We start from the raw sequence: 25,746 nt of genomic DNA, 5'->3' as shown, positions 1-25,746 counted from the left end.
CCTGGGGAATCTCGAGATTCCGGGCTCGACGCTTCGCGTCGCCCCGGAATGACGGCGAGCGCTACAGCTTGATCCCCGCTCTTGCCGCCGCCTGCCCCACATACTTCTGCGTCTGTTCGAACGCGCCCTGCAGCGCTTTCGCCGTCGACATGTCGCCGATCGCGGCAAAGTTCGCCGCGATGGCGTCCGGTGTCCAGTCGGACTGGGCCAGGTTGATGCCTTCGGTCTCGACGACCTTGATCACCGCAAACGAGCCGGCACCGGCGCCCATGATGGTGCGGGTCGGCGCGTCCTCGCTGAGCAAAAATTCCACCGCCGGCGTGATCGCCTCGGGGCGCATCAGCGCCAGCGCCTGCGGTGGCAGCAGTTCCTCGGTCATGCGCGTCGCCGCGGTCGGCGAGATGGTGTTGACGCGGATGTTGTTCTTGCGGCCCTCCTCCGCCAGCACGTTCATCAGGCCGATCATGCCGGCTTTGGCCGCGCCGTAATTGGCCTGGCCGAAATTGCCGAACAGGCCGGATGAGGAGGTGGTGACGACGATGCGGCCGTAATTGCGCTCGCGCATGCCGGCCCACACCGCCTTGCAGCAATAGAAGGTGCCGGTGAGATGGACATCCAGCACTTTCGCGAAATCGGCGACTTCCATTTTTGTGAACGACTTGTCGCGCAGGATGCCGGCATTGGCGCACAGCAGATCGACGCTCCCCCACTCTTTGGTGGCGCGCTCGACCATCTCCGTGACCTGTTCGAAATTCGAGACGTCAGCGCCGTCGGCGATCGCTGTACCGCCGGCTTTGCGGATTTCCTCGACCACGGTCTCGGCCGGGGTCAGCGAGCCACCGGTGCCGTCGCGCGCGCCGCCGAAATCATTGACCACCACCTTGGCGCCACGGCTGGCCAGCCCCAGCGCATGCGCCCGTCCCAGACCATTGCCCGCGCCGGTGACGATTGCGACGCGTCCGTCAAACCTGATTGTCATGCTTGCAGTTCCTACTTCTCGTCATGGCCGGGCAAAAGCGCGAAGCGCGTCTCCGCCCAGATGACCCGGGCATCCATCCAAAATCGAGAGGTTTTTGAGCAGTGATGGATTGCCGGGTCAAGCCCGGCAATGACGGGCGAAACCTTACGCGAAATAGATCAAGCCGAGCCAGTTGGCGACCAAAGCGGGTTTTGCTTCACCCTCGATCTCGACGGTGACATTGGTGCGCGACTGCAGTTCCTTGGGCTTGCGCAAAATTGCCTCCAGCAGCGTGAAACGGCCGCGGACGCGGGAGCCCGCGCGCACCGGCGACATGAAGCGCAGCCGGTCGAACCCGTAGTTGACGCCCATCGTGGTGCCTTCGATGACCGGCATCACCTCGTAGGACATGATCGACAGCAGAGACATCGTCAGAAAGCCGTGCGCCACCGTTGTGCCGAACGCGGTTTCCTTTTTGGCGCGCTCGGGATCGACATGGATGAACTGGTGGTCCTCGATCACGTCGGCATAGACGTTGATCCTGGCCTGATCGACCAGGTGCCACGACGACACGCCGATCTCCTTGCCGACCATGGCCTGGTAGGCCTCAAACGAGACCGGCGGTTTCTTCCAGACTTCATTCATTACTCAGGTCTCCAATCCGGCGGTCCGCACCTTCTGCAGCTCCGGAAACTGTTCTTCGCGGAATTCCGTCCCGCGCAGCGCATCGGCGCGGTTGTCGTCGTGCTCCAGCCGGCGCAATTGCACGCGGCGGATCTTGCCCGAGATCGTCTTTGGCAATTCGGTTACGAGCTCAATGCGGCGGATGCGCTTGAACGGCGCCAAGCGGGTGTGCAGGTGGTTGAAGATCGACAGCGCGGTCTCCGGCGTGCGCTCGACGCCCGCGACCAGCAGCACATAGGCCTTCGGGATTGCGAGCCTGATCGGATCGGGACTGGGCACGACCGCGGCTTCCGCGACCGATTCATGCTCCAGCAGCACGCTCTCCAGTTCGAACGGACTGATGCGGTAGTCGGACGATTTGAAGACGTCGTCGGAGCGGCCGACAAAGGTCAGGTAGCCCTCGTCATCGGCAAACACGACGTCGCCGCTGCGATAGAGGTCGCCATCGGCGCCGCTCAGTTTGCCGTCCTCGCCCTGATAGCCCTGCATCAGGCCGGCCGGACGGTCCGCGCCGAGCACCAGCGTGACCTCGCCCTCTTTGGTCGCGTGGCCATCATTGTCGGTGATCTGCACGCGATAGCCGGGCAATGGTCGGCCCATCGATCCGACCTTGACGTTCTGGCCCGGCGAATTGCCGGCGAGCGCCGTGGTTTCGGTCTGGCCATAGCCGTCGCGGATGGTCAGGCCCCAGGCGGTGCGGACCTGATCGATGACTTCGGGATTGAGCGGCTCGCCGGCGCCGCAGACTTCGCGCAAGGAGACTTTGAAGGCCGCAAGCTTCTCCTGGATGAACAGCCGCCACACCGTCGGCGGTGCGCACAAGGTCGTCACGCCACAACGGCCGATGGTCGCGAGCAACGCCTTGGCGTCGAAGCGCGGCTGATTAACCACGAACACGGTGGCGCCGGCATTCCAGGGCGCGAACAAGCAGCTCCAGGCATGCTTGGCCCAGCCCGGCGAGGAAATGTTGAGATGCACGTCGCCCGGCTGCAGCCCGAGCCAGAACATCGTCGACAACGCGCCGACGGGATAACTGCGCTGGCTGTGCCGCACCAGCTTTGGCTTTGCCGTGGTGCCCGAGGTGAAATAGAGCAGCATGGGGTCGTCGGCGTTGGTCGGACCATCGGCTGCGAATGTTTCCGAAGCGCCGGCGGCCTCTTCGAACGGCAACCAGCCCTCGTGCTTCGATGTCGCGCCGACGACGATGCGCACCAGGCCTTCGGCGCCGAGACTGGCAAATTTCGCGACCTGATCCTGCGAGGCCACCACCACCTTGGCCCGGCCACGGTCGAGCCGGTCGCGCAGTTCATCGGGTGTGAGCAGCGTCGTCGCGGGGATCACGACGACGCCGAGCTTCATCGCCGCTAGCATGGTCTCCCACAGCGGCACGACATTGCCGAGCAGCAGCAGTAGATGATCGCCGCGCTTCAGGCCCTGCGCGCGCAGGAAATTGGCGACCTGGTTGGAGCGGCGCGACAGCGCGGCAAAGGAAAGCTTTGTCTCCTTGTCGCTGCCGGCGTCGACGATCCACAGCGCCGCGCGGTCCTTGCTGTCGGAGTTACGCGCCAGTTCGGCATCGAACCAGTCCAGCGCCCAGTTGAACGGAACCGGATCCGGCCAGCGGAACCCCTTTACCGCGGTGTCGTAGTCGGTGCGGTGCTTGAGCAGAAAGGCGCGCGCTTCCTGGAAACTCGTCATCGGCTCTCCGTTATTTTCCGGCGAGACTCCGAACGTGCTGGATAATCCCGGAAAAATCCACCCCGCCATGGCCGGCGGCGTCGAACGCCTTGTAGATCTCCTGCGCGTGCTTGCCCAGAGGGGTCGCGGCGCCCGCGGCGTTGGCGGCGTCCTGCGCCAGCGTCAAATCCTTCACCATCAGATTGGAGGCGAAACCGGGCTTGTAGCCGTTGTTGGCCGGCGAGGTCGGAACCGGGCCCGGCACCGGGCAATAGGTCGTCAGCGACCAGCATTGCCCTGATGAGGTCGAGGCGACGTCGAACAACGCCTGATGCGACAGGCCGAGCTTTTCGGCGAGCGCGAAGGCCTCGCCGACCGCGATCATGGAAATGCCCAGAATCATGTTGTTGCAGATCTTGGCCGCCTGCCCCGCACCGGCGCCGCCGCAATGCACGATCTTCTTGCCCATATTCTCCAGCACCGGCTTGGCGGCGCCGAACGCCTTGTCCTCGCCGCCGCACATGAAGGTCAGCGTCGCGCCCTTGGCGCCGCCGGTGCCGCCGGACACCGGCGCATCGACGGAAGCCATGCCGTGCTTGGCCGCCAGCGCATGCGCCTGTTTTGCACTCTCGACGTCGATGGTCGAGCAATCGATGATCAGCGCACCCTTGGCCATCGCGGGAACCACGTCGGTCCAGACCGAGACCACGTGCTTGCCCGCGGGCAGCATGGTGATGACGGTATCCGCCCCCTTCACCGCGGCCGCGGCGCTTTCTGCAGTCGTAGCGCCGTCGCTCCTGGCCTGGTTCTTGGACGCCTCGACCAGATCAAAGGCGATGACCTTGTGGCCGGCCCTGACCAGGTTGGCCGCCATCGGCCCGCCCATATTGCCGAGGCCAATGAATGCGATAGTAGCCATCTCGAATCCTCCGCGTGAGCTGTTCTTGTTGTTTCAGTTGAACCTGAGTTCGTCGGCGCCGATCTCGGCGAAATAAGGCGCCTGCATCGCCGGCGTCACGTCCTCGATCCGCGGCGGCGACCATTTTGGATTGCGGTCCTTGTCGATCACGGCGGCGCGCACGCCCTCGCGGAAATCGTCGCTGGCAAAGACTTCCAGCGCCGCGCGATATTCCCGCACCAGGCATTCTTCCAGCGAGGACGACGCCCGCGCCAGCCGAAGCAGTTTCAGCGTGACCACCATGCCGCGCGGGGATTTTTCACCGAGCGTCTTCAGCGTCGCCTGCGCCAGTTCCGATCCGTCGCGCTGCAGGGCGGCGACGATATCTTCCATTCGGTCATGGGCGAACCAGTTGTCGATTTTTGCCTGCATCGCGGCAACGGGACCAGCGGTCTCGCCGGTCGCAAAGCCCTCGACCAGGGTTTTGATCTCGGCTGATGTCGTTCCGGGCCGGACTTTGGTGAGCGCCTCGCGCAGCGCGGCCAATTTGGCCGACGGCACCACCGTGTCGGCAAAGCGCGCATTAATCGCGTCTGGACCATTCATCGTTTGGCCAGTCAGGCCAAAATAGGTTCCGATCTCGCCCGGCGAATGCGAGAGTAGCCAGGTGCCGCCGACATCTGGGAAAAATCCGAGGCCGACTTCAGGCATGGCGAGCTTTGTCCGCTCGGTCACCACGCGATGGCTGCTGTGGGCGGATAGCCCGACGCCGCCGCCCATTACGATGCCGTCCATGAAGGCGACATAGGGCTTTGGGAATTTCTTGATGCGGGCATTGAGGATGTATTCCTCGCGCCACAGGATCTTGCCGAGATCGCCGGCGACTTTTGAACTCTCCCAGAGTGCGCGGATATCGCCGCCGGCGCAGAGACCGCGTTCGCCCGCGCCTTCCAGCAGGATCACCGCGACGGCCGGATCGGCCTCGAACCGATCGAGCGCCTTGTCGACGTCGCGAAACATCTCCAGCGTCACGGCATTGATCGCCTTCGGCCGGTTGAGCCGGATCACGCCGCAGGAACCCTCGCGCCTTGCGATCAGGTCGCCCTCCGGCGCCTCGGTAGCCGAGGTCATCGCGCGCCCTCGATCAATTTTCGCGACACAATCAACCGCATGATCTCGTTGGTCCCTTCCAGGATCTGATGCACGCGCAAATCGCGCACGATCTTTTCGATGCCGTATTCGCTGAGGTAACCGTAACCGCCGTGCAGTTGCAGCGCCTGGTTGGCGACCTCGAAACCGACATCGGTGCCAAAACGCTTGGCCATCGCGCATAGCATGGTTGCGTCCGCATCCTTGCGGTCGAGCGCGGCGGCGGCGCGCCACACAAAGGTCCGCGCCGCCTCCAGTTCGGTCGCCATGTCGGCGAGGCGGAACTGCAGCGCCTGGAATTCGTCGAGGCGCTTGCCGAAGGCTTTTCGCTCCTTCATGTAGCTAAGCGATTTGTCGAGCGCATTTTGCGCGCCGCCGAGCGAGCACGCCGCGATGTTGATGCGGCCGCCATCGAGCCCGGCCATCGCGATCTTGAAGCCGATGCCCTCGTCGCCGAGGCGATTTTCAATCGGCACACGGGCGTTCTCAAAGATCACCGCGCGGGTCGGCTGCGCATTCCAGCCCATCTTCCGCTCATTGGCGCCGAACGACAGCCCTGGCGTATCGCCCTCGATCACCAGGGTCGAGATGCCGCCGGGGCCATCGGCGCCGGTGCGCACCATCACCACATAGAGATCGCCCTTGCCGGCGCCTGAAATGAACTGTTTCTGGCCGTTGAGCACGTAGTGATCGCCGTCGCGCACCGCGCGGGTGCGCAAGGCAGCCGCGTCCGAGCCGGAGCCCGGCTCGGTCAGGCAATAGCTCGCCAAGAGCTCCATGGTGCAGAGTTTTGGCAGCCACTTCTGGCGCTGGGTGTCGTTGCCATAGGCATCGATCATCCAGGACGCCATGTTGTGGATCGAGATGAACGCCGACACCGTCGGGCAGCCCTGCGCCAGCGCCTCGAAGATCAACGCAGCGTCGAACCGCGTCAGCGCCGAGCCGCCGACATCGTCGCGGATATAGACCCCGCCGATGCCGAGCGTTGCCGCCTCGCGCATCACGTCGACCGGGAAATGCTTTTCCGCGTCCCAGCGGATCGCATGCGGCGCGATTTTTTCCGCGGCGAATTCCCGCGCCATATCGCGAACCGCAATCTGGTCCTCGTTGAGAGCGAAATGCATTCTGGGCTGCTCATTCTTGTCGTCATTGCGAGGAGCGAAGCGACGAAGCAATCCATTCTTCGTTTACGCGGCAAGATGGATTGCTTCGCTGCGCTCGCAATGACGGCCTTGGCTATACCGTCAGTTCATCGTCGGGATCGAGAACTCCGCACCCTCCTTCACACCCGACGGCCAGCGCGAGGTGATGGTCTTGGTCTTGGTGTAGAAGCGAATCGAATCCGGTCCGTGCTGGTTGAGATCGCCGAAGCCGGACTTCTTCCAGCCGCCGAAGGTGTAGTAGGCGATCGGCACCGGGATCGGCACGTTGATGCCGACCATGCCGACTTCCACCTTGGCGGCGAAATCGCGCGCGGCGTCGCCGTCGCGGGTGAAGATCGCAACGCCATTGCCATAGTCATGGTCCGACGGCAGCGCCAGCGCTTCCTTGTAGTCGTGCGCGCGCACCACCGACAGCACGGGGCCGAAGATCTCTTCCTTGTAGATCCGCATGTCCTTGGTGACGTTGTCGAACAGCGAACCGCCGAGATAGAATCCCTTCTCGTAGCCCTGCATCTTGAAGCCACGGCCGTCGACAGCGAGCGTCGCGCCTTCCTTGACGCCGATATCGATGTAGTTCTTCACCTTCTCGACCGCTTCGCGCGTCACCAGCGGGCCGTAATCGGCCGACGGATCGACCGAGGTACCGATCTTGAGCGACTCCACGCGCGGGATCAGCTTTTCCATCAGGCGGTCGGCGGCGGTCTTGCCGACGGGCACCACGACCGAAATCGCCATGCAACGCTCGCCCGCCGAGCCGTAACCGGCGCCGATCAGGGCATCGACGGCCTGATCCATGTCGGCGTCGGGCATCACGATGGCATGGTTCTTGGCGCCGCCAAAACACTGGCAACGCTTGCCGGTCTGCGCGGCGCGCTCGTAGATATACTGCGCAATCGGCGTCGAGCCGACAAAACCGATCGCCTTGATATCGGGATCGTCGAGAATGGCGTCGACCGCTTCCTTGTCGCCGTTGACGACGTTGAGCACGCCGGGCGGCAGGCCGGCCTCGATCATCAGGGCGGCCAGCATCATCGGCACGCCGGGATCGCGCTCCGAGGGTTTCAGGATGAACGCGTTGCCGCAGGCGATCGCGGGCGCGAACTTCCACATCGGGATCATCGCCGGGAAATTGAACGGCGTGATGCCGGCGACGACGCCGAGCGGCTGCCGCATCGAGTAGATGTCGATGCCGGGGCCGGCGCCTTCGGTGTACTCGCCCTTCATGAGATGCGGAATGCCGCAAGCGAATTCGGCGACTTCGAGTCCGCGCTGGATATCGCCCTTGGCGTCGGGAACGGTTTTGCCATGCTCACGTGCAAGGCAATCAGCGAGTTTGTCGTAGTCACGCTGTACCAGTTCGACGAATTTCATCATCACGCGCGCGCGGCGCTGCGGGTTGGTCGCGGCCCATTCCGGCTGAGCTGCCTTGGCGTTCTCGACGGCGGCGCGAACTTCGGCCTTGGAGGCCAGCGCCACCTTGGCCTGGACGTCGCCGGTCATCGGCTCGAATACGTCGGCCGTCCGGCCCGAATTACCCTTGACCTCTTTGCCGCCGATGAAATGTCCGATTGAACGCATGAATCTTCTCCTTGGGCCCGGCCGAGCCTCGGTTCAGAACCGAGGCTCTAATCCTTGATTTAACGCGTTTTCTTCACGCGAACCGGTGTCCACTTCGCTTGAAAACGCTTTGGTTCGCTTTGAAGTCTTTTTGACCCGCATTTCCTAGGATACAAGTCTGATAAATTGCACCATAGATGTGCGGAAATGCTGGATCAAGGCGGCGGTACGATCGATTGGGATGACTTCCGTTTTCTGCTGGCGATTGCGCGCGGCGGAACGGTATCCGCTGCCGCAAAACAGCTTGGGGTCGATCATGCCACAGTGATCCGGCGTGTCGACCGGCTGGAGCGGCATCTGTCCGCAAAACTGTTTGATCGGCGCAAAACCGGCTATTTGCTGACCGAGGCCGGCCAGCGCGTCGCCGACAGCGCCGAAGCGATGGAATCGACCATCGTCGCCAACCAGGAGGCGGTCGGCGGCTCCCGCGCGCATCTGACCGGCACCGTGCGGATCGGGGCGCCCGACGGCTTTGGCAGCCACTTCCTGGCCTCGCGGCTGGTGAAATTCGTCGAGCGCTATCCGGATCTCGACCTTCAGCTCGTCGCCACCGCACGGCTGTTCAGCCTGTCGAAGCGCGAGGCTGACATTGCGATCAGCCTGACCATGCCAAAGGAAGGCCGGGTGTTCGGGCGCAAGCTGCTCGACTACAGCCTCGGGCTCTATGCCGCCCCCGCCTATCTCGACCGCGCGCCCGGGATTACCGGGCGCAGCGACCTCGCCGCCCATCGCTTCGTCGGCTACATTGAGGAACTGCTGTTCACGCCGGAGCTGGATTATCTGCCGCAGGTTAGCCCCAAGATCTCCGCAAAATTCCGCAGCGCCAATCTGATCGCGCAGCTCAACGCCACCATCGCCGGATTCGGCATCGCCGTGCTGCCGCATTTCATGGCAACGGCGCATCCCGAGCTGCGCCCGGTGCTGCCGGACGAGATCACGATCTCGCGGACGTTCTGGCTGCTGATGCACGCCGACAGCAAGGATCTGGCGCGGATCCGCGCGGTGGCGGATTACATTTATGAGACGGTGGAGAACGAGCGCGGGCTGTTCAGCGGGCGGTGAAGCGACGTGTCGTCCCGGCGAAGGCCGGGACCCATAACCACCGGCCGCCATCGTTTGCGGGATACTCGTTATCTGCTTTCTTTTCCAACAGCACCGTCACGGCGTATGGGTCCCGGCCTTCGCCGGGACGACGGTGGTGGCCCTAATTCGGCTTCGACTTCGCCACCGGCTTCTTCGCCGCCGCCGCGCGACCGAGCACGGCCTCGCGCCCGGCGGCTAGAATTTCGTCGGAAAACTCGCCATTGCCGGCGATCCGCGACAGCACCAGCGTGCCCATCATGGTCGCGAGCGCGGCGACCGCCTGCTTGCGCGCGACTTTGCGCGGCACGTCGAGAATCTGATCGGCCATCATGTCGATCATCGCTTCCAGCTTGGCCGCAAAAGCCTTCCGCGTCTTCGCGCTCTCACGCGCGATCTCGGCGCCGAGCGTCGGAATCGCGCAGCCATGGCCGGGATCGTCGCGATGAACAGGCGTCAGATAATTCTCGACGATGGTTGCGAGACGCTTGTCCGGCGGGGTCTCGTCGGCGACCTTGCGCCAGCGCTCGGTCGAGCGGTCCATCGCATAGGCAAAGGCTTCGATGACAAGCGCCTCGCGGGAATCGAAATGCGCGTAGAAGCCGCCATGGGTCAGGCCGGCCTCCTTCATCAGATCGGCGACGCCGATGCCATGCGCGCCCTTTTCGCGAAGCCGCACGGACGCCTTCTTCACGATCCGCGCGTGGGTTTCCTGCTTGTGCTCCTTGGAATACCGCATCGTAATCCCATAACCATTAGATGTTTGCAGTCATATAATAGCAATTGCGCGTAAAAATAGCTGCAACTATTTCGTTTTAGCCTCGCCGCCGATCATCGAGAAGGTGGCGGTCGCGTGCACTGCAAGATTGCCGGCGCCGTCGCGGACAAAGCCTTCGGTATAGCTGGTCTGGCGGCCGAGTTTTATGATTTTGCCTTCGGCCGAGATCTTGCCCGACTTGACCGAGAGCGGCCGCAGATAGGTCAGCTTGAGATCGAGCGTCACCGCGCCCTGCCCGGCCGGCAGCATGGTCGAGATCGCACAACCCATGGCGGTATCCAGCAGAGCTGCCGCGGTCGCGCCGTGCAGCAGACCGATGGTATTTTCCAGGCTTTCATGCGGTTCGAGTTCCATCACGATCCGCCCCGGTTCGGCCGTGCGAAGGCGGAAATCGATCAGGCGGGCCATCGGCGGTTCCGGCAGCACGCCGTCGCGGATCGCGCACATCGCCTCCATGCCCGTCATCCCTGCGGCGGCCTTCGCGGCCGGCCCCGGCGCCTGCCAGTCGACCACGCGCTCCCGGCGCATGGCTGAAGAAAACAGGTCGACGGTATCAATCGCGCTCATGGCAGCTCCTTTTAGATGATGACTGTCATATTATATGGCCGACCGTCGCCGCGCAACGCCTCTCGCCTGCCTGCCCTTGACAATTCAGCGCATTGTCCGGGAAGTGGTGTGAACCGTGCCACTGAACCCAAAAACCAAAACCAATCAGAGAAAATCAGATGGAAATGCTCAATCCCCATTGCGGTATCGACCGCGATCCGCGCGGCGTGGTGCGGCTGTCGATCTGCAACGCCGGTTCGCTGAACATCCTGAGTTCCGCCGTCACATCAGGCGTACGCGAAGGCTTTGAGAAACTCGCCACCGATCGGACCATTCGCGCGGTGATCCTGGCCGGCCAAAGCGAGAAGAGCATGATCGGCGGCGCCGACATCAAGGAAATGGCAAAACTCGACCAGAAATCCGCCGAAGCCTTCATCACGCGGCTGCGCGACCTCTGCGAAGCCGTGCGCCAATTCCCGGCGCCCGTGATCGCGCGGCTGCCGGGCTGGTGTCTCGGCGGCGGCCTTGAAGTCGCGGCTGCCTGCGATTTCCGGATTGCCGCGCACGACGCCCATTTTGGCATGCCTGAGGTCAAGGTCGGTATTCCCTCGGTGATCCACGCAGCACTCTTGCCGCGGCTGATCGGCTGGGGTCGCGCCCGCTGGCTTGTCATGACGGCCGAAAACATCGACGCGCCGACGGCGCTGGCCTGGGGACTGGTCGACAAGGTCGCGCCGGCCGGCGGCCTCGATGACGCGGTCGAGCATACGGTCAAGGCGCTGCTCGAGTGCGGAGCGGAAGCGCTGCGTTCGCAGAAGGCGCTCATGCGACAATGGGAAGAGCTGCCGCTGACGGAATCTGTCAATCTTAGCGTTGGCGTATTCGGGCAGTCCTTCCTGACCGGCGAACCGCAGCGGATGATGCAGGGATTTCTCGACCGGAAGCGATAGGCGCAGGAGAAGAAATGGAACGGTCGTTCGACGCAATCGTACTCGGTTTGGGAGCAATGGGCTCCGCCGCGACTTACCAGCTGGCCAGTCGAGGCGCCTCCGTTCTCGGGATTGATCAGTTCAAGCCGCCTCATGAGCTGGGTTCGACGCACGGCGATACGCGAATTACGCGTATCGCCTGCGGCGAGGGTCCCGAGTATTCGCCATTTGCCCAGCGGTCGCACGAGATATGGCGCGACATCGAGAGCCGGACCGGTCGGGATCTTTTCACCCAGAATGGACTGCTGGTGATCTCCGGCAAGGGTAAGCGCGCAGCCGGACATGAGAATCCGGAATTCCTCAAATCCACGGTAACAGCGGCCGACGCGGCCAAGATCCGCTACGAAATGCTGGATGGCAAAACGATCAGGGAGCGTTTTCCCGCCTTCAATGTCAACGACGACGACGAAGCCTATTTCGACGAGGTCAGCGGCTTTGTGCGACCTGAATCATGCGTTGAGGCACAGCTTCAGCTCGCGGCCACCTCGGGCGCCGTGCTGCGCTTTTACGAGAAGGTGCTCAAATTCGAACCCGATGGCGACGGCGTGCAGGTGACGACAGGCGTCAGCACCTATCGCGCCAAAAAACTCATCGTAACCGCTGGTCCATGGATCAACCAGGTATTAGGCCTGGATCGGCAATTCAGCATAACACGGCAGGTGCTTTATTGGTTTGGCCTGAAAAACCAGAACCAATACGCCGAATTTCTTCCAGAGCGATTTCCGGTCTACATCTGGCAACTTCCGGCACCCCAGAGCATCTACGGCTTTCCCTTGATTGGCCACTCCGAACAGGGGGTGAAGATCGCCACCGAGCAGTATGTCGATACGACAACGCCCGACACGGTTCGCCGGAGCGTTGGTCCAGACGAAATCACCAGGATGTTCAGAGCCTATGTCGGGCCGTTCTTCCCTGGCCTCGACGAGACATGCGTGAAGGCGAAAGTGTGCCTGTACACCTGTGTGAAGAACGCCCGGTTTATCATTGATGATCACCCCGACATGAAGAACGTCATCATCGCCTCGCCGTGCTCGGGGCACGGCTTCAAGCATTCCGCCGCTGTCGGGGAAACCCTTGCGCAGATGGCGCTTGGTCAATCACATCTGGACGTAAGCAAGTTCTCGTTTTCAGGCGCTATCTGAGATCCCGGCGCGCTTCGCCGCAAAAAGGCGGCCACGTCACGACAACTTATCCCCCGCTTCAGCGGCCCTCGAATTTCGGCTCGCGCTTCTCCATGAAGGCCTTGATGCCTTCCTGCATGTCCTGCGTCTTGAACAGCGGCAGGAGCTGCAGATAGACGTGGTGCACATGGTCCGGGAATGTTTCGTTCAGCCCCATCCGCATCATCCGCTTGGCGGCCTGCACCGCCAGCGGCGCATTGGCGGCGATTTCCCGCGCCACCGCGCGCGCCCGTCCCATCAGATCCGCATCCGGCACCACCTCGTTGGCGAGCCCCCATTCGAGGCATTCGCGCGCGCTGAGCGTGCGCCCGGTAAAGATCAGTTCGGAGGCCTTGGCCCAACCAATCATGCGCGGCAGGAACCAGGTGCCGCCGGACTCCGGCACCACCCCGCGCTTGACGAAGGCGGCGGCCAATTTGGCGGATTCCCCCATGATGCGGATGTCGCAGCCAAGCGCGGTGTCCATGCCGTAGCCCGCCGCGCCGCCGTTGACCGCGCAGATCGTCGGCTTGTCCATCGCCTGCATCACCGTCGGGGGCGTGTTGCGCAGGTCGAGCGAGGTGCTCGAGGAAGCCGAACTGAGCCCGTCCCCGCTGCGCTCCTTGCGCAAATCCAGCCCCGCGCAAAAGGCGCGCCCATTGCCGGTCAGGATCACGCAGCGGACGACCTTGTCCTCATTGGCCCTGATCAGGAGGCGCGTCAGGTCGTTCAGCATCGGCCCGGAGATCGTATTCATGCGCTCAGGCGCATTGAGCGTGATGACCGCAATGCCTTCATCGAGGTCGTAAAGAACTTCGTTGGATTCGGTCTGCTCGCTGCGGGCTGGCTGATTCATCGTACGGCCTTCTTTCAATCGTGAAGGTTGTTCGCGTTCGACACATGCTGCCTTGCCATCCCGCTTCTTTCAAGCTGTAGTCGGCGTGAACAAGGAACCGGATGAACAAAGCGGGAAACGCATGAGACCTGCCGGCAAGGGGCCGCTGGATTCGCTCTACTTCAACTATCCGATCTTTCCGGCGCGGCGCGTGCCCGAACTGGACGGCGTGGCCGCTCGCCATCCCGTTGCGATCGTCGGCGCCGGCCCGATCGGGATGACGGCAGCGCTCGTGCTGGCGCGGTACGGTATTCGCAGCGTGCTGATCGATCGCAAGGACACTTTCAACGACGGCAGCCGCGCACTCTGCATCGCGCGGCCGAGCATGCATATCCTGGAGCGGATCGGCGCGGTGGCGCCCTTCCTCCGGAAATCACTGGGCTGGCGCTACGGCCGCAGCTACTACCGCGGCGAGCAGATCTTCCGGCTCGAGATGCCGCATCCGCCGAATGAAAAATACCTGCCGATGTATAATCTGCAGCAGCAGTATATCGAGCAATATCTGCATGACGCGGTGACGGCCTGCGACCTCATCGACATGCGCTGGCAGAGCGAGCTTTCCGACATCAAGCCGGACGCGGATGGCGTTTCGATCGGCATCGCATCACCCGTCGGCAGCTACCGCCTCGACGCTGATTATGTTCTCGCTGCCGATGGCGCGCGCTCGCCGATCCGATCACAGCTCGGCTTGCGGATGAAGGGCGACAATTACGAAGGTCGCTACGTGATCGCGGATATCCGCATGGACCACGATTTTCCGACCGAACGCCGCGCCTTCTTCGAGCCGAGCGGCAATCCCGGCGGCACGGTGCTGATCCACAAGCAGCCGGAAGGGATCTGGCGCGTTGACTACCAGCTTCGCGAGGGCGAAAGCGAACAGGAGGCGATGCGCGAGGACAACATCCGCGCCCGCGTCGGCGCGATCCTTGGTGACATCGGCCATGACGAGCCCTGGGAGCTGGAATGGTGGAGCGTCTATTCCGCCAACACGCTCTGCCTCGACGACTACCGGCACGGCCGGGTGTTCTTCATCGGCGACGCCGCGCATATCGTCCCGATTTTTGGCGTGCGCGGCCTCAACAACGGCCTCGCGGATTCCGAAAATCTCGGCTGGAAGCTGGCGCTCGTCCTCAACGGTGAGGCGGATGAAGCCCTGCTCGACAGCTATTCGCCGGAGCGCCGCGGCGCCACACTCGATGTGTTCGCCAATGCCACCAAGAGCACACGCTTCATGACACCGCCGACGCGCGGCTGGCGGCTCGCGCGAGAAGCCGCGCTGTCGCTGAGCCTGAAACACGAATTCCCGCGCGGCCTCGCCAATCCCCGGCAGATGCAACCCTACACGTACTCGGAAAGCCCATTGACGCCCTATGCCGGCCGTGACGCCGAGTTTACGGGCGGCCCGATCTGCGGCAGCGTTGCGCCGAACGCGAAGCTTCCCGACGGTAGTCATTTGCTGGATCAGGCCGGCATTGGCCTGACGGCCATCCTGTTCTGCCGGGGCGCGCCGTCCACCGACGACATCATGCTCCTCGACCGGCTTCGCAACACGGACAAGCGCCTTGCCGCACTCCTGATCGGCACCAGTCACGTCAGCGACGCCGACGGCGAGATTGCTCGCCTGTATGCGGCGGCTCCCGGCACGCTTTATCTGCTGCGTCCCGACCTGCATGTCGCCGGGCGATGGAAAACGATCGCCGCAAATGAGGTGCTGCGGACCGCCGCCTTGTGCCTCGGGAGGGCCAGAGCATGAGCACGATGCCACCAGCGGATTTCGAAACCGCCTATGAGACGCTGGCAACGGCCATCGATTCGGCCGGGCCCGAACGCGAGGCGCTGTTCCTGACCCGGCTGGCGCTGGTGCTCGGCCATGAACTAGGCGACATCGCCGTGTTTCAGAACGCCATCCGGACGGCGCTCGACGGGCTGGAATAGCGCGACGCCGCTCGGTAGCGGCCCTGCCCCGGCAAACGGATCAATTCAGCTCATCCGAAAGCCAAGATTTTCTCATGGAATGATCCACTCATTTCCGTGAGATCATCCGTTGCAATTCTTGCAGCGCATCATATGATGTTCATAATCTTATTAACCGAACATCCCTGGGAGTTCCGCCATGGCCGCCTCCGATCCCGTCGTCATCCTGTCCGCCGCCCGCACGCCGCTTGGCCGCTTCATGGGCGAGTTGTCACCCTTCAGCGCCCACAAGCTCGGCTCGCATGTGATCGGCGCGGCGCTGGAACGCGCAAAACTGGCGCCGGAGCGGATCGACGAAGTGTTCATGGGCAATGTGCTGCCGGCGGGCCAGGGCCAGGCCCCGGCACGTCAGGCGGCGCGCGGCGCCAAGCTGCCGGATGCCACCGGCGCCACCACTGTCAACAAGGTGTGCGGATCCGGCATGAAGGCTACCATGCTGGCCCATGACATCATCAAGGCCGGCTCGGCCGAGATCGTCCTGTCCGGCGGCATGGAGAGCATGTCGAACGCGCCCTATCTGCTGAGCAAGGCGCGCGCGGGCTACCGCGCCGGCCATGATCGGATCATCGACCACATGATGATGGACGGGCTTGAGGACGCCTATGAGACCGGCCGCTCGATGGGCGATTTCGGCGAGGCCACCGCGGAAGCCTATCAGTTCACCCGCGCCGATCAGGACGCCTACGCGATCGAGACGCTGACGCGCGCCCGCAAGGCGGTCGAAGGCGGCGCGTTCAAGGTCGAGATCGTGCCCATTACCGTTGCTGAGAAAGCCGGTCCGCGCGTGATCGCCAATGACGAGCATCCGCTCAAGGTCGATCCCGCCAAAATTCCCGGACTGAAGGCGGCGTTCCGCGCCAACGGCACGATTACACCCGCCGCCTCCTCCGCGAACGCCGACGGTGCCGCGGCGCTGATCCTGGCGCGGCGCTCGCTCGCCGATCGCGAAGGCTTGCGGGCGTTCGCCGAGATCAAGGGCCACGCCACCCACAGCCAAGAGCCGCAATGGTTCACCACGGCGCCGATCCCGGCGATCCGGAAGCTGCTCGACAAGGTCGGCTGGAACGTCGGCGATGTCGATCTGTTCGAGATCAATGAGGCCTTCGCGGTGGTGGCGATGGCGGCGCAGCGCGACCTCGGGATTGACAGAGAGAAGCTGAACGTGAATGGCGGCGCCTGCGCGCTCGGCCATCCGATCGGCGCCACCGGCGCGCGCCTGATCGTCACGTTGCTGCACGCGCTCGAAGCCCAAAATCTTAAGCGCGGCGTCGCGGCGCTCTGTATCGGCGGCGGTGAAGCCACTGCGATCGCGGTCGAGCGCATCGTGTATTAGCGCGATGTCCGAAAACGAGGGAAGTTCAGCATTTATGTCGCTGGGCGTTTGTGTCAGGATGTGGTGCTCCGCCACATCCTGCCAACCTTCCAATTGAATTTTTCACAGGCTCAATGATTTCGAACTGGCTCTCCGCCGCCCTCGCCCGCCGCAATATCCATTATGGCTGGGCGATGGTCGGCGTGACCTTCTTCACCGCGCTGATCTCGGCCGGCACCGTCGGCGCGCCCGGTGTCTTCATCGTGCCGCTGCAGAAGGAATTCGGCTGGAGCGCCGCCGAGATTTCCTCGGCGCTGTCGATCCGCTTCATCCTGTTCGGCCTGATGGCGCCGTTCGCAGCGGCCCTGCTGAACCGTTACGGCCTGCGCAACATGTCGTTGCTATCGCTGACGATCGTGGCCTCCGCGCTCATTGCATCGCTGTTCATGACACAGGTCTGGCACCTGATGCTGCTGTGGGGCATCGTGATCGGTCTCGGCACCGGCATGACCGCGCTGGTGCTTGGCGCCACCATTTCGGCACGCTGGTTCGTGGCGCGACGTGGCCTCGTCGTCGGCATCCTCACCGCCAGCGTGGCGACGGGCCAGCTGGTCTTCCTGCCGCTATTGGCAACGCTGACGGAGCATTATGGCTGGCGCAACGCGCTGGCGTTGATCTGCGTGATGCTGGGCGTAGCGGCCGTTGCCGTGGCGATGATCATGCGCGACCGCCCTAGCGACCTCGGTCTGCGGCCGTACGGCGATGAGGGCACCGAGCCGATCGTCTCGCCGCCGCCCAGCAATGCGCCGATCCTGGCCGCCGCGCTCGGCACCTTGCGCGACGCCTCGAAGACCAAAGTGTTCTGGATCCTGTTCGGTACCTTCTTCATCTGCGGCGCCAGCACCAACGGCCTGATCCAGGTGCACCTGATTCCGATGTGTTTCGATTACGGCATTCCGCAGGTGCAGGCCGCGAGCCTGCTCGCCGCGATGGGCATCTTCGATTTCGTCGGCACCATCGTGTCCGGCTGGCTGTCGGACCGCTACGACAATCGCTGGCTGCTGTTCTGGTATTACGGCCTGCGCGGCCTGTCGCTGCTCTTCCTGCCGTTTACGGATTTCTCGTTCTACGGCCTGTCGGTGTTCGCGGTGTTCTATGGGCTCGACTGGATCGCCACGGTGCCGCCGACCGTACGGCTGACCGCGCAACGGTTCGGAGCGGAACGCGCCAATCTGGTGTTCGGCTGGATTTTCGCCGGCCACCAATTGGGCGCAGGCGTTGCTGCCTTCGGCGCAGGGCTATCGCGGACGATCTATGCCACCTACGTGCCCGCCTTCTTCATCGCCGGCGCGCTCTGCATCGTCGCGGCGCTGATCACGCTGGCGATCGCGCGGCCGGCACCGAAGCCGGCGGTGGCGACAGCGACGGCGTAGCTTAATACGTGATGGTGGTACGAACCCCCACCATCACCCCGTCCTTGATGCGCCTGGTCTGCGTCGGATCGTTTGGATCAGCCGCGCCGCCGCCGGGATGGGCGATGTACTGCACCACCGGCTGCAGCAGAAAGCCCGGCCGCACTTCGTGCTGGTAGGTGATCTCCAGGATCGCCTCATAATCGCGGACCGGATACGGCGTGCCGGTAAGGATCTGCGTGTCGCGGTCGAGCGCGCGGGCGCGGTCGGAAATCCGGGCATAGGTCGCGGCGATCCCGAACCTGTCGTTCGGGCGCTGCGTACTGAATCCGGTGAACAAAAAGCCGCCATCGATATAGGCGCTGACGAGGTTGCGGTCCGACGGGCTCATCGAGGCGCGCATGAAAAAGGCGATGCCCTTGTCGGAGCCCGGCGACGCGCGCATCAACAACTGCTCGTAGACCATGAACACGCCGGGATTCCGCCGCCGCCATGCGGTCTCACCGTTGCTGTTGGGATCGGCCAGCGACAGGCCGTCGGCGGAGAACCGTTGATCCGGAAACGACTTCATGTGGTACCAGCCGCCGCCGGTGATCGTCCCGGGCAGCCGGCTTTCACCGAGTTGAACCTTGTATTTGAGCTGGGCGATCCACCACGGCGGATCGCTGACGCGAAACAACAACCCGTGGGGATTCTTGATCTGCGGATCTTCCGGTCCTGGTGGAGCCGAGTCGCCGTTAAACAGCGCGAAGTACGCCGTGAGCCGGTCCGTGAGTTCGGCTTTCACCCTGATGCCCATCACCGAGAGTGGTGGCGACGGCCCGCCGCTCGGCAAATTGATCCCGGCATGGCCCGGCCAGCCCAGTGCCGAATTGACGAAGATATCGTCATAGGAACTGTCGATGAACTCGATGTCGGAGGCCTGCTGCCCGACGCGGACCGCAAGCTTGCCGCCGAGCAGTTTCTGCTCGACCCAGAATTCGTAGAGTCGCGTCGCGGGCAACGCCTCGACGCCGCTGACCAGCATCAGATTGCCGATATAGCTGCGCGACAGCCCGTCGCCGTGAATCTGGAACATGTTGGCGTGGAAGCTGGCACCGGTCCATCCCGCCACCTTCTCCAGGTCGATCGTGGTGCCCAAATCTACGCGGCCGGTGTAGATCGCACCGGTCCGCATGCCGCCAGTAATATTGGCGAGCCCCTCCCCGATATAGACTAGGCTGAACTGATAGCCGGCATCCGCCAAGGCTTCGCGCGCGTCCTTTGGCTTCGCCGGAGTTGTGTCGGCATACGCGACTGCTGCGAGTACAAGACAGGCCGCCGTCGCGAGCAAGGTGACGGCGCGGGAAAGAACGCTGTACATGGTATCGATCCCGCCGCCGGCTGCTTTATTTGAAGAAGCCTGAGCGGCGCATGGCGAGATACGCCACACCGGCGACGCTAACCATGATCGCCGCGGCCCACAAAAATCCGGTTTCGGTGTCGGTAAGCGGCAGGCCCTTGGTGTTCATGCCGAAGATACCGGTCACCAGCGTCGGCGGCAGCAGCATCGTCGTGACGATTGACAGCGTATGGAGGTGCCGGTTGCTTTCCTCCTCCATCTTGAAATGGATTTCTTCCTCCAGGAGGCGGCTGCGCTCGCGCAGTTCGACGATATCGTGGTCGAGACCATCAAGCCGCTGCGCCAGTTTTCCGGCCTGAAGCCGCAGCGCCGGGCTGAGGTGTTCAACGCTCTTTTGCTCGAGCCGGTGGAACAGCACGCGCAGGCCCGCCAGCTGCCGGTGCAACCGCACGCAGGTCCGCCGCGACCGGCTAAGTGCCGCGCGCATTTCCGATCTCGTCTCGCCCGCGAGAATCCGCTCCTCGATATTGTCGATTGCGGTGCCGATCTTGTCGGCCATGCGGTCCATGGTATCGGCGACCTCGTCGACGATCTTCTCCAGTAGTGCGGCGACGGTATCGACGCGATGACCGCTCTCCAGCACGCGGCGGGTGGCGTCGACGGCGCAAAGCGCCTGATGGCGGCCGCTGATGAGCAGGCGTTCGGTCATCGCGAAGCGAAGAAATCCGGTTTCCTCGGTCGCGGTGTCGATGGCGCGAACGAGATCGGAGAACACCCCGTAGACGCAATGGTCGGAGATGTGGAGTTGCTGATAATTGTCTTTCGACAGCAGCAGCTCGCGCGCCGGCAACGGCACGTCCACACCCGCCAGCCATGACCGCGCACGCGTGTCGGTCAGGTTGAAGTGCAGCCACAGCCGCCCGTCATGGCTGAATTCGATCGGCGCGTTGACCGGCAGCGGCTCGGCGCTGCCGTCGCTGTGCAGACGAAACGCCCACACCAGTCCCGGGATAGCCGAAGCGGCATCGGCTATCGGCATGCCGACACCTATTGCAGGCTCGGCCAACGTATCCATGGAAGACATCAGGAGCCCCCGCCAAACCCTGCGCAGCGGCCATAGGAGAACTCAGCCGCAGCGGCCCTCGTGCATGCCGGGCAATTCAAGTGCGTTTTTGTTACAGTTTGATGTCACCGAAGAGTTCGCTTGCGCCGCCTACTCCGCGGCGAGACCGGTTACCGCCGCCTGGTCGGCTTCCTTGTTGTAGTCGTGAACCACACGGCCGAACGGCAACGTCAGGTCGGCGAGGAAGTGATGGGCGCCGACCACCCGGCGCACCGGAAAATCCGCCACCGGCGCGTTGACGTGCGGCACCAGATGCAACCGCCCCGGCCCGATCCATGAGCCCTTGACGACGATGTCGGTGAGGTTGATCGCGACGAGCTGGCAGATTTCGAGGCGGCCATCGACGCCCGGGATCATCTTGAGATTGATCTGGGTTTTCGACAGCGTGGCACGCGTGATTTCACCGTTGCCGGCCATGCTTTCGTGCTTGTAGCCCATGGTGCCCATCGCCACGAGCTGACCGGCATATTCCAGCGTGCCGGTGAAGGTGTCCTTGACGATCTCAAGCTTGGGGTGGGCGTATTTCTTTGGAAAGCCCCAGATTTCACGCCCCGCTGCGATCGGCGGATCGTCGTCGAGATACATCTGCGAGACGAAATTGACTTCCTCGCCATGCAGGCGCGCCGGGATGACAAGCCCGGATTCGGTGTAGCTGCCGAAGCCGGAGCTGTCCGGCATCTTGATCCATTCATAGTGCACGATCGGCTGATCGACCGGCTCCAGCGGCTCGGGCAAGCCGGCTCGGATCAGTTCGGGATCGGTCTCATAGGTGATGACGAGAAATTCGCGGTTGACGAAACGATACGGACCGGCGGGATAGCTTGGCCCAGCGGCCGGCATCGACGGAAACTTGAGCAAGTCTTCCCTGCGCATCGCAATCCCCTGTTTAAATCGTCCTGCCGATTGCTAGCGGCCGAAATTGACAGGGATGTGAGGGATTTCCTTCAGCGTCATGACCGCAAATTTCGACCTCCATTTTCCGAACACGCCAATGCTTCAGACGCAGGCAAAAACGCGAGGCGGCAAAAGCCGATCGACGCATTTGTCATCATCGCGTCACCAGCGCGCGGAATTGTCGGGCAGTTTTGGAGCAAATGAATATGGACGCGCGAACCCCACATCTCGAACAGACCATTCATGCGCGCGGCTGGCGGCCGGAGCGCTGCGACCGCGTCGCGCTGGTGCTGCAGGGCGGCGGCGCGCTCGGTGCCTATCAGGCCGGCGTCTATCAGGCCCTGCACGAGGCCCATATCGAGCCGGACTGGGTGTGCGGCGTATCGATCGGCGCGATCAATTCGGCGATCATCGCCGGCAACCCGCCAGAGCGCCGGCTCGAACGCCTGCAGATTTTCTGGGACCGCATCACCAGCCGCAAGATCTGGCACTACACGCCGGACGGCGACATCTATCGCAAGGCGCGCAATTTTGCGAGCTCGTTCATGACGACGACGCTGGGCCAGCCCGGCTTCTTCACGCCGCATATGACCAACCCGTGGCTCAGCGCCACCGGTGCCCGGACCGCGACGAGCTATTACGACACCGAGCCGCTGCGCCAGACACTGCTCGAGCTCGTCGATTTTGACATGATCAACGACAAGCGGATCCGCTTTGCGGTCGGCGCGGTCAACGTGCTGTCCGGCAATTTCATCTATTTCGACAACGCCCATGACGAGATCGTTCCCGAGCACATCATGGCGAGCGGCGCGCTGCCGCCGGCCCTGCCGATGGTCAAGGTCGGCACCGATCATTTCTGGGACGGCGGCATCGTCTCGAACACGCCGCTGCAGCATCTGCTCGACCAGGAGGACAGCCTCAACTCGCTGGTGTTCCAGGTCGACCTGTTCAGCGCCCGCGGAGCCCTGCCGCGCGACATTCAGGACGTGATGGCCCGGCACAAGGACATCATGTATTCCTCGCGCACGCGCCACAATACCGACGTCTACCGCAAGACGCACAATCTGAAAGCGCGCCTGCACAAGGCGCTGTCGCGAATTCCCGACGATCAGCTGTCCGACGAAGAGCGTCAGATCAAGGCCAGCATCGGCAACCTGCCCGAGATCGCGATCCTGCAACTGATCTACCAGCAGAAGGCCTATGAAGGCGACGCCAAGGACCACGAATTCTCGGGCACCTCGATGCGCGAGCACTGGATGAGCGGCCACGAGGACACCAAACGCACGCTGAAACGCCGCGATTGGATCCGGATGCCCGACGAAGGCATGGGCATTGTGATCCACGACGTGCATCGGGAGAGCGAGACGTAGGCTCTAACACAGACCGATTTCTTCCTTCTCCCCTTGTGGGAGAAGGTGGATCGACGGCGCGAAGCGGCGGCGAGACGGATGAGGGGTCTGTCTCCGCGGATACAGACCCCTCATCCGGCGCTTCGCGCCACCTTCCCCCACAAGGGGAGAAGGAAGAGGCAACCACCTACGGCCTGATCGCCATGTTCGTCGCCGGCCCTGTCGTGAGGACCCGTTCGGCCAGCCGCGCGAATTCGCACAGTAGCGAGCGCGTCTTGCGGGGATCGATCACTTCCTCGACCCAGAATTTTTCGGCCGAGCGGAACGGCGAGCGCAGCTTGTTGAGACGGTCCTCGATCTCTTTCAGCTTTGCCGCCGGGTCTTCCGCGGCATCGATGTCGGCGCGATAGGCGGCCTCGATGCCGCCCTCGAGCGGCAGCGAGCCCCAATAGGCCGAGGGCCAGGCGTAACGCATCGAATAGCGGTTGGCCGGCTGGTGCACGACGCCGGCGACGCCGAAGGCGTTGCGCACGATGATGGTGCACCAGGGCACGGTGCTCTGGTTGACGGCCGCCATCGCGCGCACGCCGTGCCGGATGGTCGCCGACTTCTCGGCCTCGAGCCCGATCATGAAGCCCGGGCAATCCATCAGATAGACCACCGGCAGATGGAAGGTTTCGGCGAAGTCGACCCAGCGCACCACCTTCTGGCAGGCCTCCGCCGTCCACGACCCGCCATAGTGGAAGGGATCGCTGGCGAGCAGCAGCACCGCGCGGCCTTCGAGACGCGCGAGGCCCGTGATGATCGGGCGGCCGAAATTGGCGTTGACCTCGAAGAACGATCCCTTGTCGACGACGGCGTCGATGATCGGGCGCATCTTGTAGACCTGACGGCGGTTGCGCGGCACCGCCTTCATCAGCGATTCCTCGCCGCGCTCCGGATCGTCAGTGCAGGGCGCGGTCGGCGGCAGCTCATAGACCGATGACGGCAGATAGGACAGGAAGCGCCGGGCGCGCTCAAACGCCTCATCCTCGGTATCGACGGCATCGTCCACACCGCCGGCGCGGGTCTGGATGTCAGCGCCGCCCAGTTCCTGTTTGGTCAGGTCCTGGCCGAGGCGTTTTACGACCGGCGGCCCCGCGACGAACATCGCCGAACTCCTGGTCATGACAGAGTAATGGCTCGCCGCCAGCCGCGCGGCGCCGAGGCCCGCGACCGAGCCGAGGCCGAGCGCCACCACCGGCACGCGCGCCATGTTCGCCGTCGTGAACCAGTACCAGCGCGTGCCGCCGACGCCGCCCGGCAGATTAGCGGCCCCTCGCGTCTCGATCGTCTTCACCGAGCCGCCGCCGCCCGAGCCTTCGATCACGCGGATGATCGGCAGGCGGAAATCATGCGCCATCTCCTCGGCCATCAGCGGCTTGGCGGAGATCGAGGCGTCGGCCGAGCCGCCGCGCACGGTGAAATCGTCGCCAACGACGACCACCGGACGGCCTTCGACCTTGGCCCGGCCGAACACGCAGTTCGCGGGCGTCAGGTGCTTGAGTTCGCTGTTCTCGTCATATTCGGCGATGCCGGAGATGGCGCCGATTTCGTGGAAGGACTTCTGGTCAACGATCTTGTCGATGCGCTCCCGAACGGTGAGCCGGCCCTGGTCATGCTGACGCTTGACCTTGTCAACGCCTCCCATCTCGCGCGCGAACGCTTCGCGCCGGGCGAGGTCGTCGAGTTCCGGCTTCCAGTTCATTCGTATCCTCCGCCTTGATGATTTTATTATTGTTATGCACTGACACCGGAAGCGCTTTTCTTTCCAGCCGGTTGGTGAAGATGTCGCCGTCGGCGCCTTCGAGCAGACCGCCGAGCGCAGCCCCCAGTTCGACCATTACCGGCGCCACGTCGCGGTGCACCCGCTTTTCATCGAACATTGCGGACAGCAGACCGATCGTCGCAACGACGTAGGTTTGATATTGCGGCGACCACAGCGGCACGGCGCAACCGTTGATGTGCGGGCTCCAGGTGCCGCAGGCCACGACATAGCCGTGTTCGCGCAGATGTCGGCGATTGTCCTCGATGCGCGACTTCAGCATCCGCGCGCTATCCGGCATCTCGCGTTCCATTTCCACGATGAGCGCATCGCCGACATCGTCGTCGAGCGCCGCGGTGTAGGCGTGGCCCGCCGCCGTGCTCGCCATCGCAATGCGGCTGCCGGTGGTCTCGTGCAGGCCGAGCGCATTCGCGGCGCGGGCGAACTCGAGATAGACCAGCTGAAAGCGATCGGGGATCACGAAACCGACGGTGCCCGGCAATTGCTCGGCGACATCCTGCAACCGCAACCGGATCAGGTTGCGCAGCTGCAATCCCTTCATCATCGAGGTGCTCATCGCCACGGCGCTCGGGCCGATGCGATACTTCTGGTCGCGCGGCAGATAGACCAGCTGACCCATCCGCGTCAGCGTGTGCGTCAACCGCGACACGGTCGATCGCGGCAGGCCGCAGCGATTGGAAATTTCGAGATTGCCGAGCCGGGCTTCGTGACCCTCGAAGCAGCGCAGGACATCGAACGCCCGCGACACCACCTGAATCACATCGCCCTCGCCCGCCAGATCGCTGGCGAGCATTCCCTGTTTGCTAAGCCGCTCCGAGCGTCTTCCCATATTTTGGCTCCGTTCCGCCCTGCGGAATAAAATTCCACTTGCAGATCAAGCTACCTCAGGCAATCTGCAGCCACAACAAAAAGCCGTTCGCG

23 protein-coding genes are annotated in these 25,746 nt (G+C 63.4%); 8 read left to right on the top strand and 15 right to left on the bottom strand.

Annotated features, from left to right (window positions below):
- Nucleotides 1-61 precede the first annotated feature (61 nt).
- The 7 genes from JQ629_RS12135 to JQ629_RS12105 form a co-directional block, all read right to left on the bottom strand.
- Entirely contained in the window at nt 62-979 is a 918-nt protein-coding gene (locus JQ629_RS12135; protein WP_212412871.1) for an SDR family NAD(P)-dependent oxidoreductase, read from the bottom strand.
- A 144-nt stretch (nt 980-1,123) separates the two neighbouring features.
- Nucleotides 1,124-1,603, bottom strand: coding sequence for a MaoC family dehydratase (locus JQ629_RS12130; RefSeq protein ID WP_212412870.1), 480 nt, complete (start codon nt 1,601-1,603; stop codon nt 1,124-1,126).
- Nucleotides 1,604-1,606: 3 nt separating this feature from the next.
- Entirely contained in the window at nt 1,607-3,340 is a 1,734-nt protein-coding gene (locus JQ629_RS12125; protein WP_212412869.1) for an AMP-binding protein, read from the bottom strand.
- A 10-nt stretch (nt 3,341-3,350) separates the two neighbouring features.
- On the bottom strand, nt 3,351-4,238 hold the full coding sequence (mmsB, locus tag JQ629_RS12120; protein WP_212412868.1) for a 3-hydroxyisobutyrate dehydrogenase: 888 nt from the start codon (nt 4,236-4,238) through the stop codon (nt 3,351-3,353).
- A 33-nt stretch (nt 4,239-4,271) separates the two neighbouring features.
- Nucleotides 4,272-5,348: an enoyl-CoA hydratase/isomerase family protein gene (locus tag JQ629_RS12115; RefSeq protein WP_212412867.1), complete on the bottom strand. Its 1,077-nt coding sequence runs from the start codon at nt 5,346-5,348 to the stop codon at nt 4,272-4,274.
- On the bottom strand, nt 5,345-6,490 hold the full coding sequence (locus JQ629_RS12110; RefSeq protein ID WP_212412866.1) for an isobutyryl-CoA dehydrogenase: 1,146 nt from the start codon (nt 6,488-6,490) through the stop codon (nt 5,345-5,347). Before JQ629_RS12110 ends, JQ629_RS12115 begins: the two co-directional genes overlap by 4 nt.
- Nucleotides 6,491-6,610: 120 nt before the next feature.
- Nucleotides 6,611-8,107 (bottom strand): CoA-acylating methylmalonate-semialdehyde dehydrogenase, encoded by a 1,497-nt coding sequence (locus tag JQ629_RS12105; protein ID WP_212412865.1) that lies wholly within the window; start codon nt 8,105-8,107, stop codon nt 6,611-6,613.
- A 186-nt stretch (nt 8,108-8,293) separates the two neighbouring features.
- On the opposite strand from JQ629_RS12105, the gene JQ629_RS12100 reads away from it, so the two are divergent.
- Complete coding sequence (locus JQ629_RS12100; protein WP_212412864.1) at nt 8,294-9,208, top strand: LysR family transcriptional regulator; 915 nt, start codon at nt 8,294-8,296, stop codon at nt 9,206-9,208.
- Nucleotides 9,209-9,350: 142 nt separating this feature from the next.
- Here the strand turns inward: JQ629_RS12100 and JQ629_RS12095 are convergent, their stop codons facing one another.
- Nucleotides 9,351-9,965 carry a TetR/AcrR family transcriptional regulator gene (locus JQ629_RS12095; RefSeq protein ID WP_212412863.1) on the bottom strand — a complete coding sequence of 205 codons (615 nt, stop codon included), beginning with the start codon at nt 9,963-9,965 and terminating at the stop codon, nt 9,351-9,353.
- Between the two features lie 66 nt (nt 9,966-10,031).
- Nucleotides 10,032-10,571, bottom strand: coding sequence for a PaaI family thioesterase (locus JQ629_RS12090; protein ID WP_212412862.1), 540 nt, complete (start codon nt 10,569-10,571; stop codon nt 10,032-10,034).
- 158 nt (nt 10,572-10,729) lie between these two features.
- Here JQ629_RS12090 and JQ629_RS12085 point away from each other — a divergent pair, with 158 nt between their 5' ends.
- On the top strand, nt 10,730-11,500 hold the full coding sequence (locus JQ629_RS12085; RefSeq protein WP_212264932.1) for an enoyl-CoA hydratase: 771 nt from the start codon (nt 10,730-10,732) through the stop codon (nt 11,498-11,500).
- A 14-nt stretch (nt 11,501-11,514) separates the two neighbouring features.
- Nucleotides 11,515-12,681, top strand: a complete 1,167-nt coding sequence (gene solA / locus JQ629_RS12080) for an N-methyl-L-tryptophan oxidase (protein WP_212412861.1) — start codon at nt 11,515-11,517, stop codon at nt 12,679-12,681.
- 58 nt (nt 12,682-12,739) lie between these two features.
- On the opposite strand, the gene JQ629_RS12075 is transcribed toward solA, so the two are convergent.
- On the bottom strand, nt 12,740-13,555 hold the full coding sequence (locus tag JQ629_RS12075) for an enoyl-CoA hydratase/isomerase family protein (RefSeq protein WP_212412860.1): 816 nt from the start codon (nt 13,553-13,555) through the stop codon (nt 12,740-12,742).
- Between the two features lie 121 nt (nt 13,556-13,676).
- On the opposite strand from JQ629_RS12075, the gene JQ629_RS12070 reads away from it, so the two are divergent.
- The 4 genes from JQ629_RS12070 to JQ629_RS12055 all read left to right on the top strand — a co-directional run bounded on the left by JQ629_RS12070 (nt 13,677) and on the right by JQ629_RS12055 (nt 18,313).
- Complete coding sequence (locus JQ629_RS12070) at nt 13,677-15,347, top strand: FAD-dependent monooxygenase (protein WP_212412859.1); 1,671 nt, start codon at nt 13,677-13,679, stop codon at nt 15,345-15,347.
- Nucleotides 15,344-15,529: a hypothetical protein gene (locus JQ629_RS12065; protein WP_212412858.1), complete on the top strand. Its 186-nt coding sequence runs from the start codon at nt 15,344-15,346 to the stop codon at nt 15,527-15,529. Before JQ629_RS12070 ends, JQ629_RS12065 begins: the two co-directional genes overlap by 4 nt.
- Nucleotides 15,530-15,707: 178 nt before the next feature.
- Nucleotides 15,708-16,901, top strand: a complete 1,194-nt coding sequence (locus JQ629_RS12060; protein ID WP_212412857.1) for an acetyl-CoA C-acyltransferase — start codon at nt 15,708-15,710, stop codon at nt 16,899-16,901.
- Between the two features lie 113 nt (nt 16,902-17,014).
- Nucleotides 17,015-18,313 carry an MFS transporter gene (locus JQ629_RS12055; RefSeq protein ID WP_212412856.1) on the top strand — a complete coding sequence of 433 codons (1,299 nt, stop codon included), beginning with the start codon at nt 17,015-17,017 and terminating at the stop codon, nt 18,311-18,313.
- 1 nt (nt 18,314) lies between these two features.
- On the opposite strand, the gene JQ629_RS12050 is transcribed toward JQ629_RS12055, so the two are convergent.
- The 3 genes from JQ629_RS12050 to JQ629_RS12040 form a co-directional block, all read right to left on the bottom strand.
- Nucleotides 18,315-19,655: a carbohydrate porin gene (locus JQ629_RS12050; protein ID WP_212412855.1), complete on the bottom strand. Its 1,341-nt coding sequence runs from the start codon at nt 19,653-19,655 to the stop codon at nt 18,315-18,317.
- Between the two features lie 25 nt (nt 19,656-19,680).
- Nucleotides 19,681-20,709, bottom strand: coding sequence for a transporter (locus tag JQ629_RS12045; RefSeq protein ID WP_502752852.1), 1,029 nt, complete (start codon nt 20,707-20,709; stop codon nt 19,681-19,683).
- Nucleotides 20,710-20,847: 138 nt separating this feature from the next.
- Nucleotides 20,848-21,630, bottom strand: coding sequence for an acetoacetate decarboxylase (locus JQ629_RS12040; RefSeq protein WP_212412854.1), 783 nt, complete (start codon nt 21,628-21,630; stop codon nt 20,848-20,850).
- 227 nt (nt 21,631-21,857) lie between these two features.
- Between JQ629_RS12040 and JQ629_RS12035 the strand changes: the two genes are divergently transcribed.
- Nucleotides 21,858-23,021 carry a patatin-like phospholipase family protein gene (locus JQ629_RS12035; protein ID WP_212412853.1) on the top strand — a complete coding sequence of 388 codons (1,164 nt, stop codon included), beginning with the start codon at nt 21,858-21,860 and terminating at the stop codon, nt 23,019-23,021.
- Nucleotides 23,022-23,187: 166 nt separating this feature from the next.
- On the opposite strand, the gene JQ629_RS12030 is transcribed toward JQ629_RS12035, so the two are convergent.
- Entirely contained in the window at nt 23,188-24,747 is a 1,560-nt protein-coding gene (locus JQ629_RS12030; protein WP_212412852.1) for an acyl-CoA carboxylase subunit beta, read from the bottom strand.
- Entirely contained in the window at nt 24,677-25,654 is a 978-nt protein-coding gene (locus JQ629_RS12025; protein ID WP_192739702.1) for an IclR family transcriptional regulator, read from the bottom strand. Before JQ629_RS12025 ends, JQ629_RS12030 begins: the two co-directional genes overlap by 71 nt.
- Between the last annotated feature and the right edge of the window lie 92 nt (nt 25,655-25,746).

Origin of the sequence: Bradyrhizobium sp. AUGA SZCCT0222, assembly GCF_018130205.1 — a bacterium.
Taxonomy (GTDB): domain Bacteria; phylum Pseudomonadota; class Alphaproteobacteria; order Rhizobiales; family Xanthobacteraceae; genus Bradyrhizobium.
Note: the sequence above shows the minus strand (reverse complement) of the source record. Positions and strands in the feature narration are given on the sequence as shown.

Bases quoted from the DNA above. Each gene is read 5' to 3' on its own strand.
- JQ629_RS12090 (WP_212412862.1), bottom strand. From the start codon at position 10,571: ATGAGCGCGATTGATACCGTCGACCTGTTTTCTTCAGCCATGCGCCGG.
- JQ629_RS12125 (WP_212412869.1), bottom strand. From the start codon at position 3,340: ATGACGAGTTTCCAGGAAGCGCGCGCCTTTCTGCTCAAGCACCGCACC.
- solA (WP_212412861.1), top strand. From the start codon at position 11,515: ATGGAACGGTCGTTCGACGCAATCGTACTCGGTTTGGGAGCAATGGGC.
- JQ629_RS12055 (WP_212412856.1), top strand. From the start codon at position 17,015: ATGATTTCGAACTGGCTCTCCGCCGCCCTCGCCCGCCGCAATATCCAT.
- JQ629_RS12115 (WP_212412867.1), bottom strand. From the start codon at position 5,348: ATGACCTCGGCTACCGAGGCGCCGGAGGGCGACCTGATCGCAAGGCGC.
- JQ629_RS12045 (WP_502752852.1), bottom strand. From the start codon at position 20,709: ATGGATACGTTGGCCGAGCCTGCAATAGGTGTCGGCATGCCGATAGCC.
- JQ629_RS12050 (WP_212412855.1), bottom strand. From the start codon at position 19,655: ATGTACAGCGTTCTTTCCCGCGCCGTCACCTTGCTCGCGACGGCGGCC.
- JQ629_RS12025 (WP_192739702.1), bottom strand. From the start codon at position 25,654: ATGGGAAGACGCTCGGAGCGGCTTAGCAAACAGGGAATGCTCGCCAGC.
- JQ629_RS12060 (WP_212412857.1), top strand. From the start codon at position 15,708: ATGGCCGCCTCCGATCCCGTCGTCATCCTGTCCGCCGCCCGCACGCCG.
- JQ629_RS12100 (WP_212412864.1), top strand. From the start codon at position 8,294: ATGCTGGATCAAGGCGGCGGTACGATCGATTGGGATGACTTCCGTTTT.
- JQ629_RS12065 (WP_212412858.1), top strand. From the start codon at position 15,344: ATGAGCACGATGCCACCAGCGGATTTCGAAACCGCCTATGAGACGCTG.
- JQ629_RS12130 (WP_212412870.1), bottom strand. From the start codon at position 1,603: ATGAATGAAGTCTGGAAGAAACCGCCGGTCTCGTTTGAGGCCTACCAG.
- JQ629_RS12110 (WP_212412866.1), bottom strand. From the start codon at position 6,490: ATGCATTTCGCTCTCAACGAGGACCAGATTGCGGTTCGCGATATGGCG.
- JQ629_RS12040 (WP_212412854.1), bottom strand. From the start codon at position 21,630: ATGCGCAGGGAAGACTTGCTCAAGTTTCCGTCGATGCCGGCCGCTGGG.
- JQ629_RS12085 (WP_212264932.1), top strand. From the start codon at position 10,730: ATGGAAATGCTCAATCCCCATTGCGGTATCGACCGCGATCCGCGCGGC.
- mmsB (WP_212412868.1), bottom strand. From the start codon at position 4,238: ATGGCTACTATCGCATTCATTGGCCTCGGCAATATGGGCGGGCCGATG.
- JQ629_RS12035 (WP_212412853.1), top strand. From the start codon at position 21,858: ATGGACGCGCGAACCCCACATCTCGAACAGACCATTCATGCGCGCGGC.
- JQ629_RS12135 (WP_212412871.1), bottom strand. From the start codon at position 979: ATGACAATCAGGTTTGACGGACGCGTCGCAATCGTCACCGGCGCGGGC.
- JQ629_RS12105 (WP_212412865.1), bottom strand. From the start codon at position 8,107: ATGCGTTCAATCGGACATTTCATCGGCGGCAAAGAGGTCAAGGGTAAT.
- JQ629_RS12030 (WP_212412852.1), bottom strand. From the start codon at position 24,747: ATGAACTGGAAGCCGGAACTCGACGACCTCGCCCGGCGCGAAGCGTTC.
- JQ629_RS12095 (WP_212412863.1), bottom strand. From the start codon at position 9,965: ATGCGGTATTCCAAGGAGCACAAGCAGGAAACCCACGCGCGGATCGTG.
- JQ629_RS12070 (WP_212412859.1), top strand. From the start codon at position 13,677: ATGAGACCTGCCGGCAAGGGGCCGCTGGATTCGCTCTACTTCAACTAT.
- JQ629_RS12075 (WP_212412860.1), bottom strand. From the start codon at position 13,555: ATGAATCAGCCAGCCCGCAGCGAGCAGACCGAATCCAACGAAGTTCTT.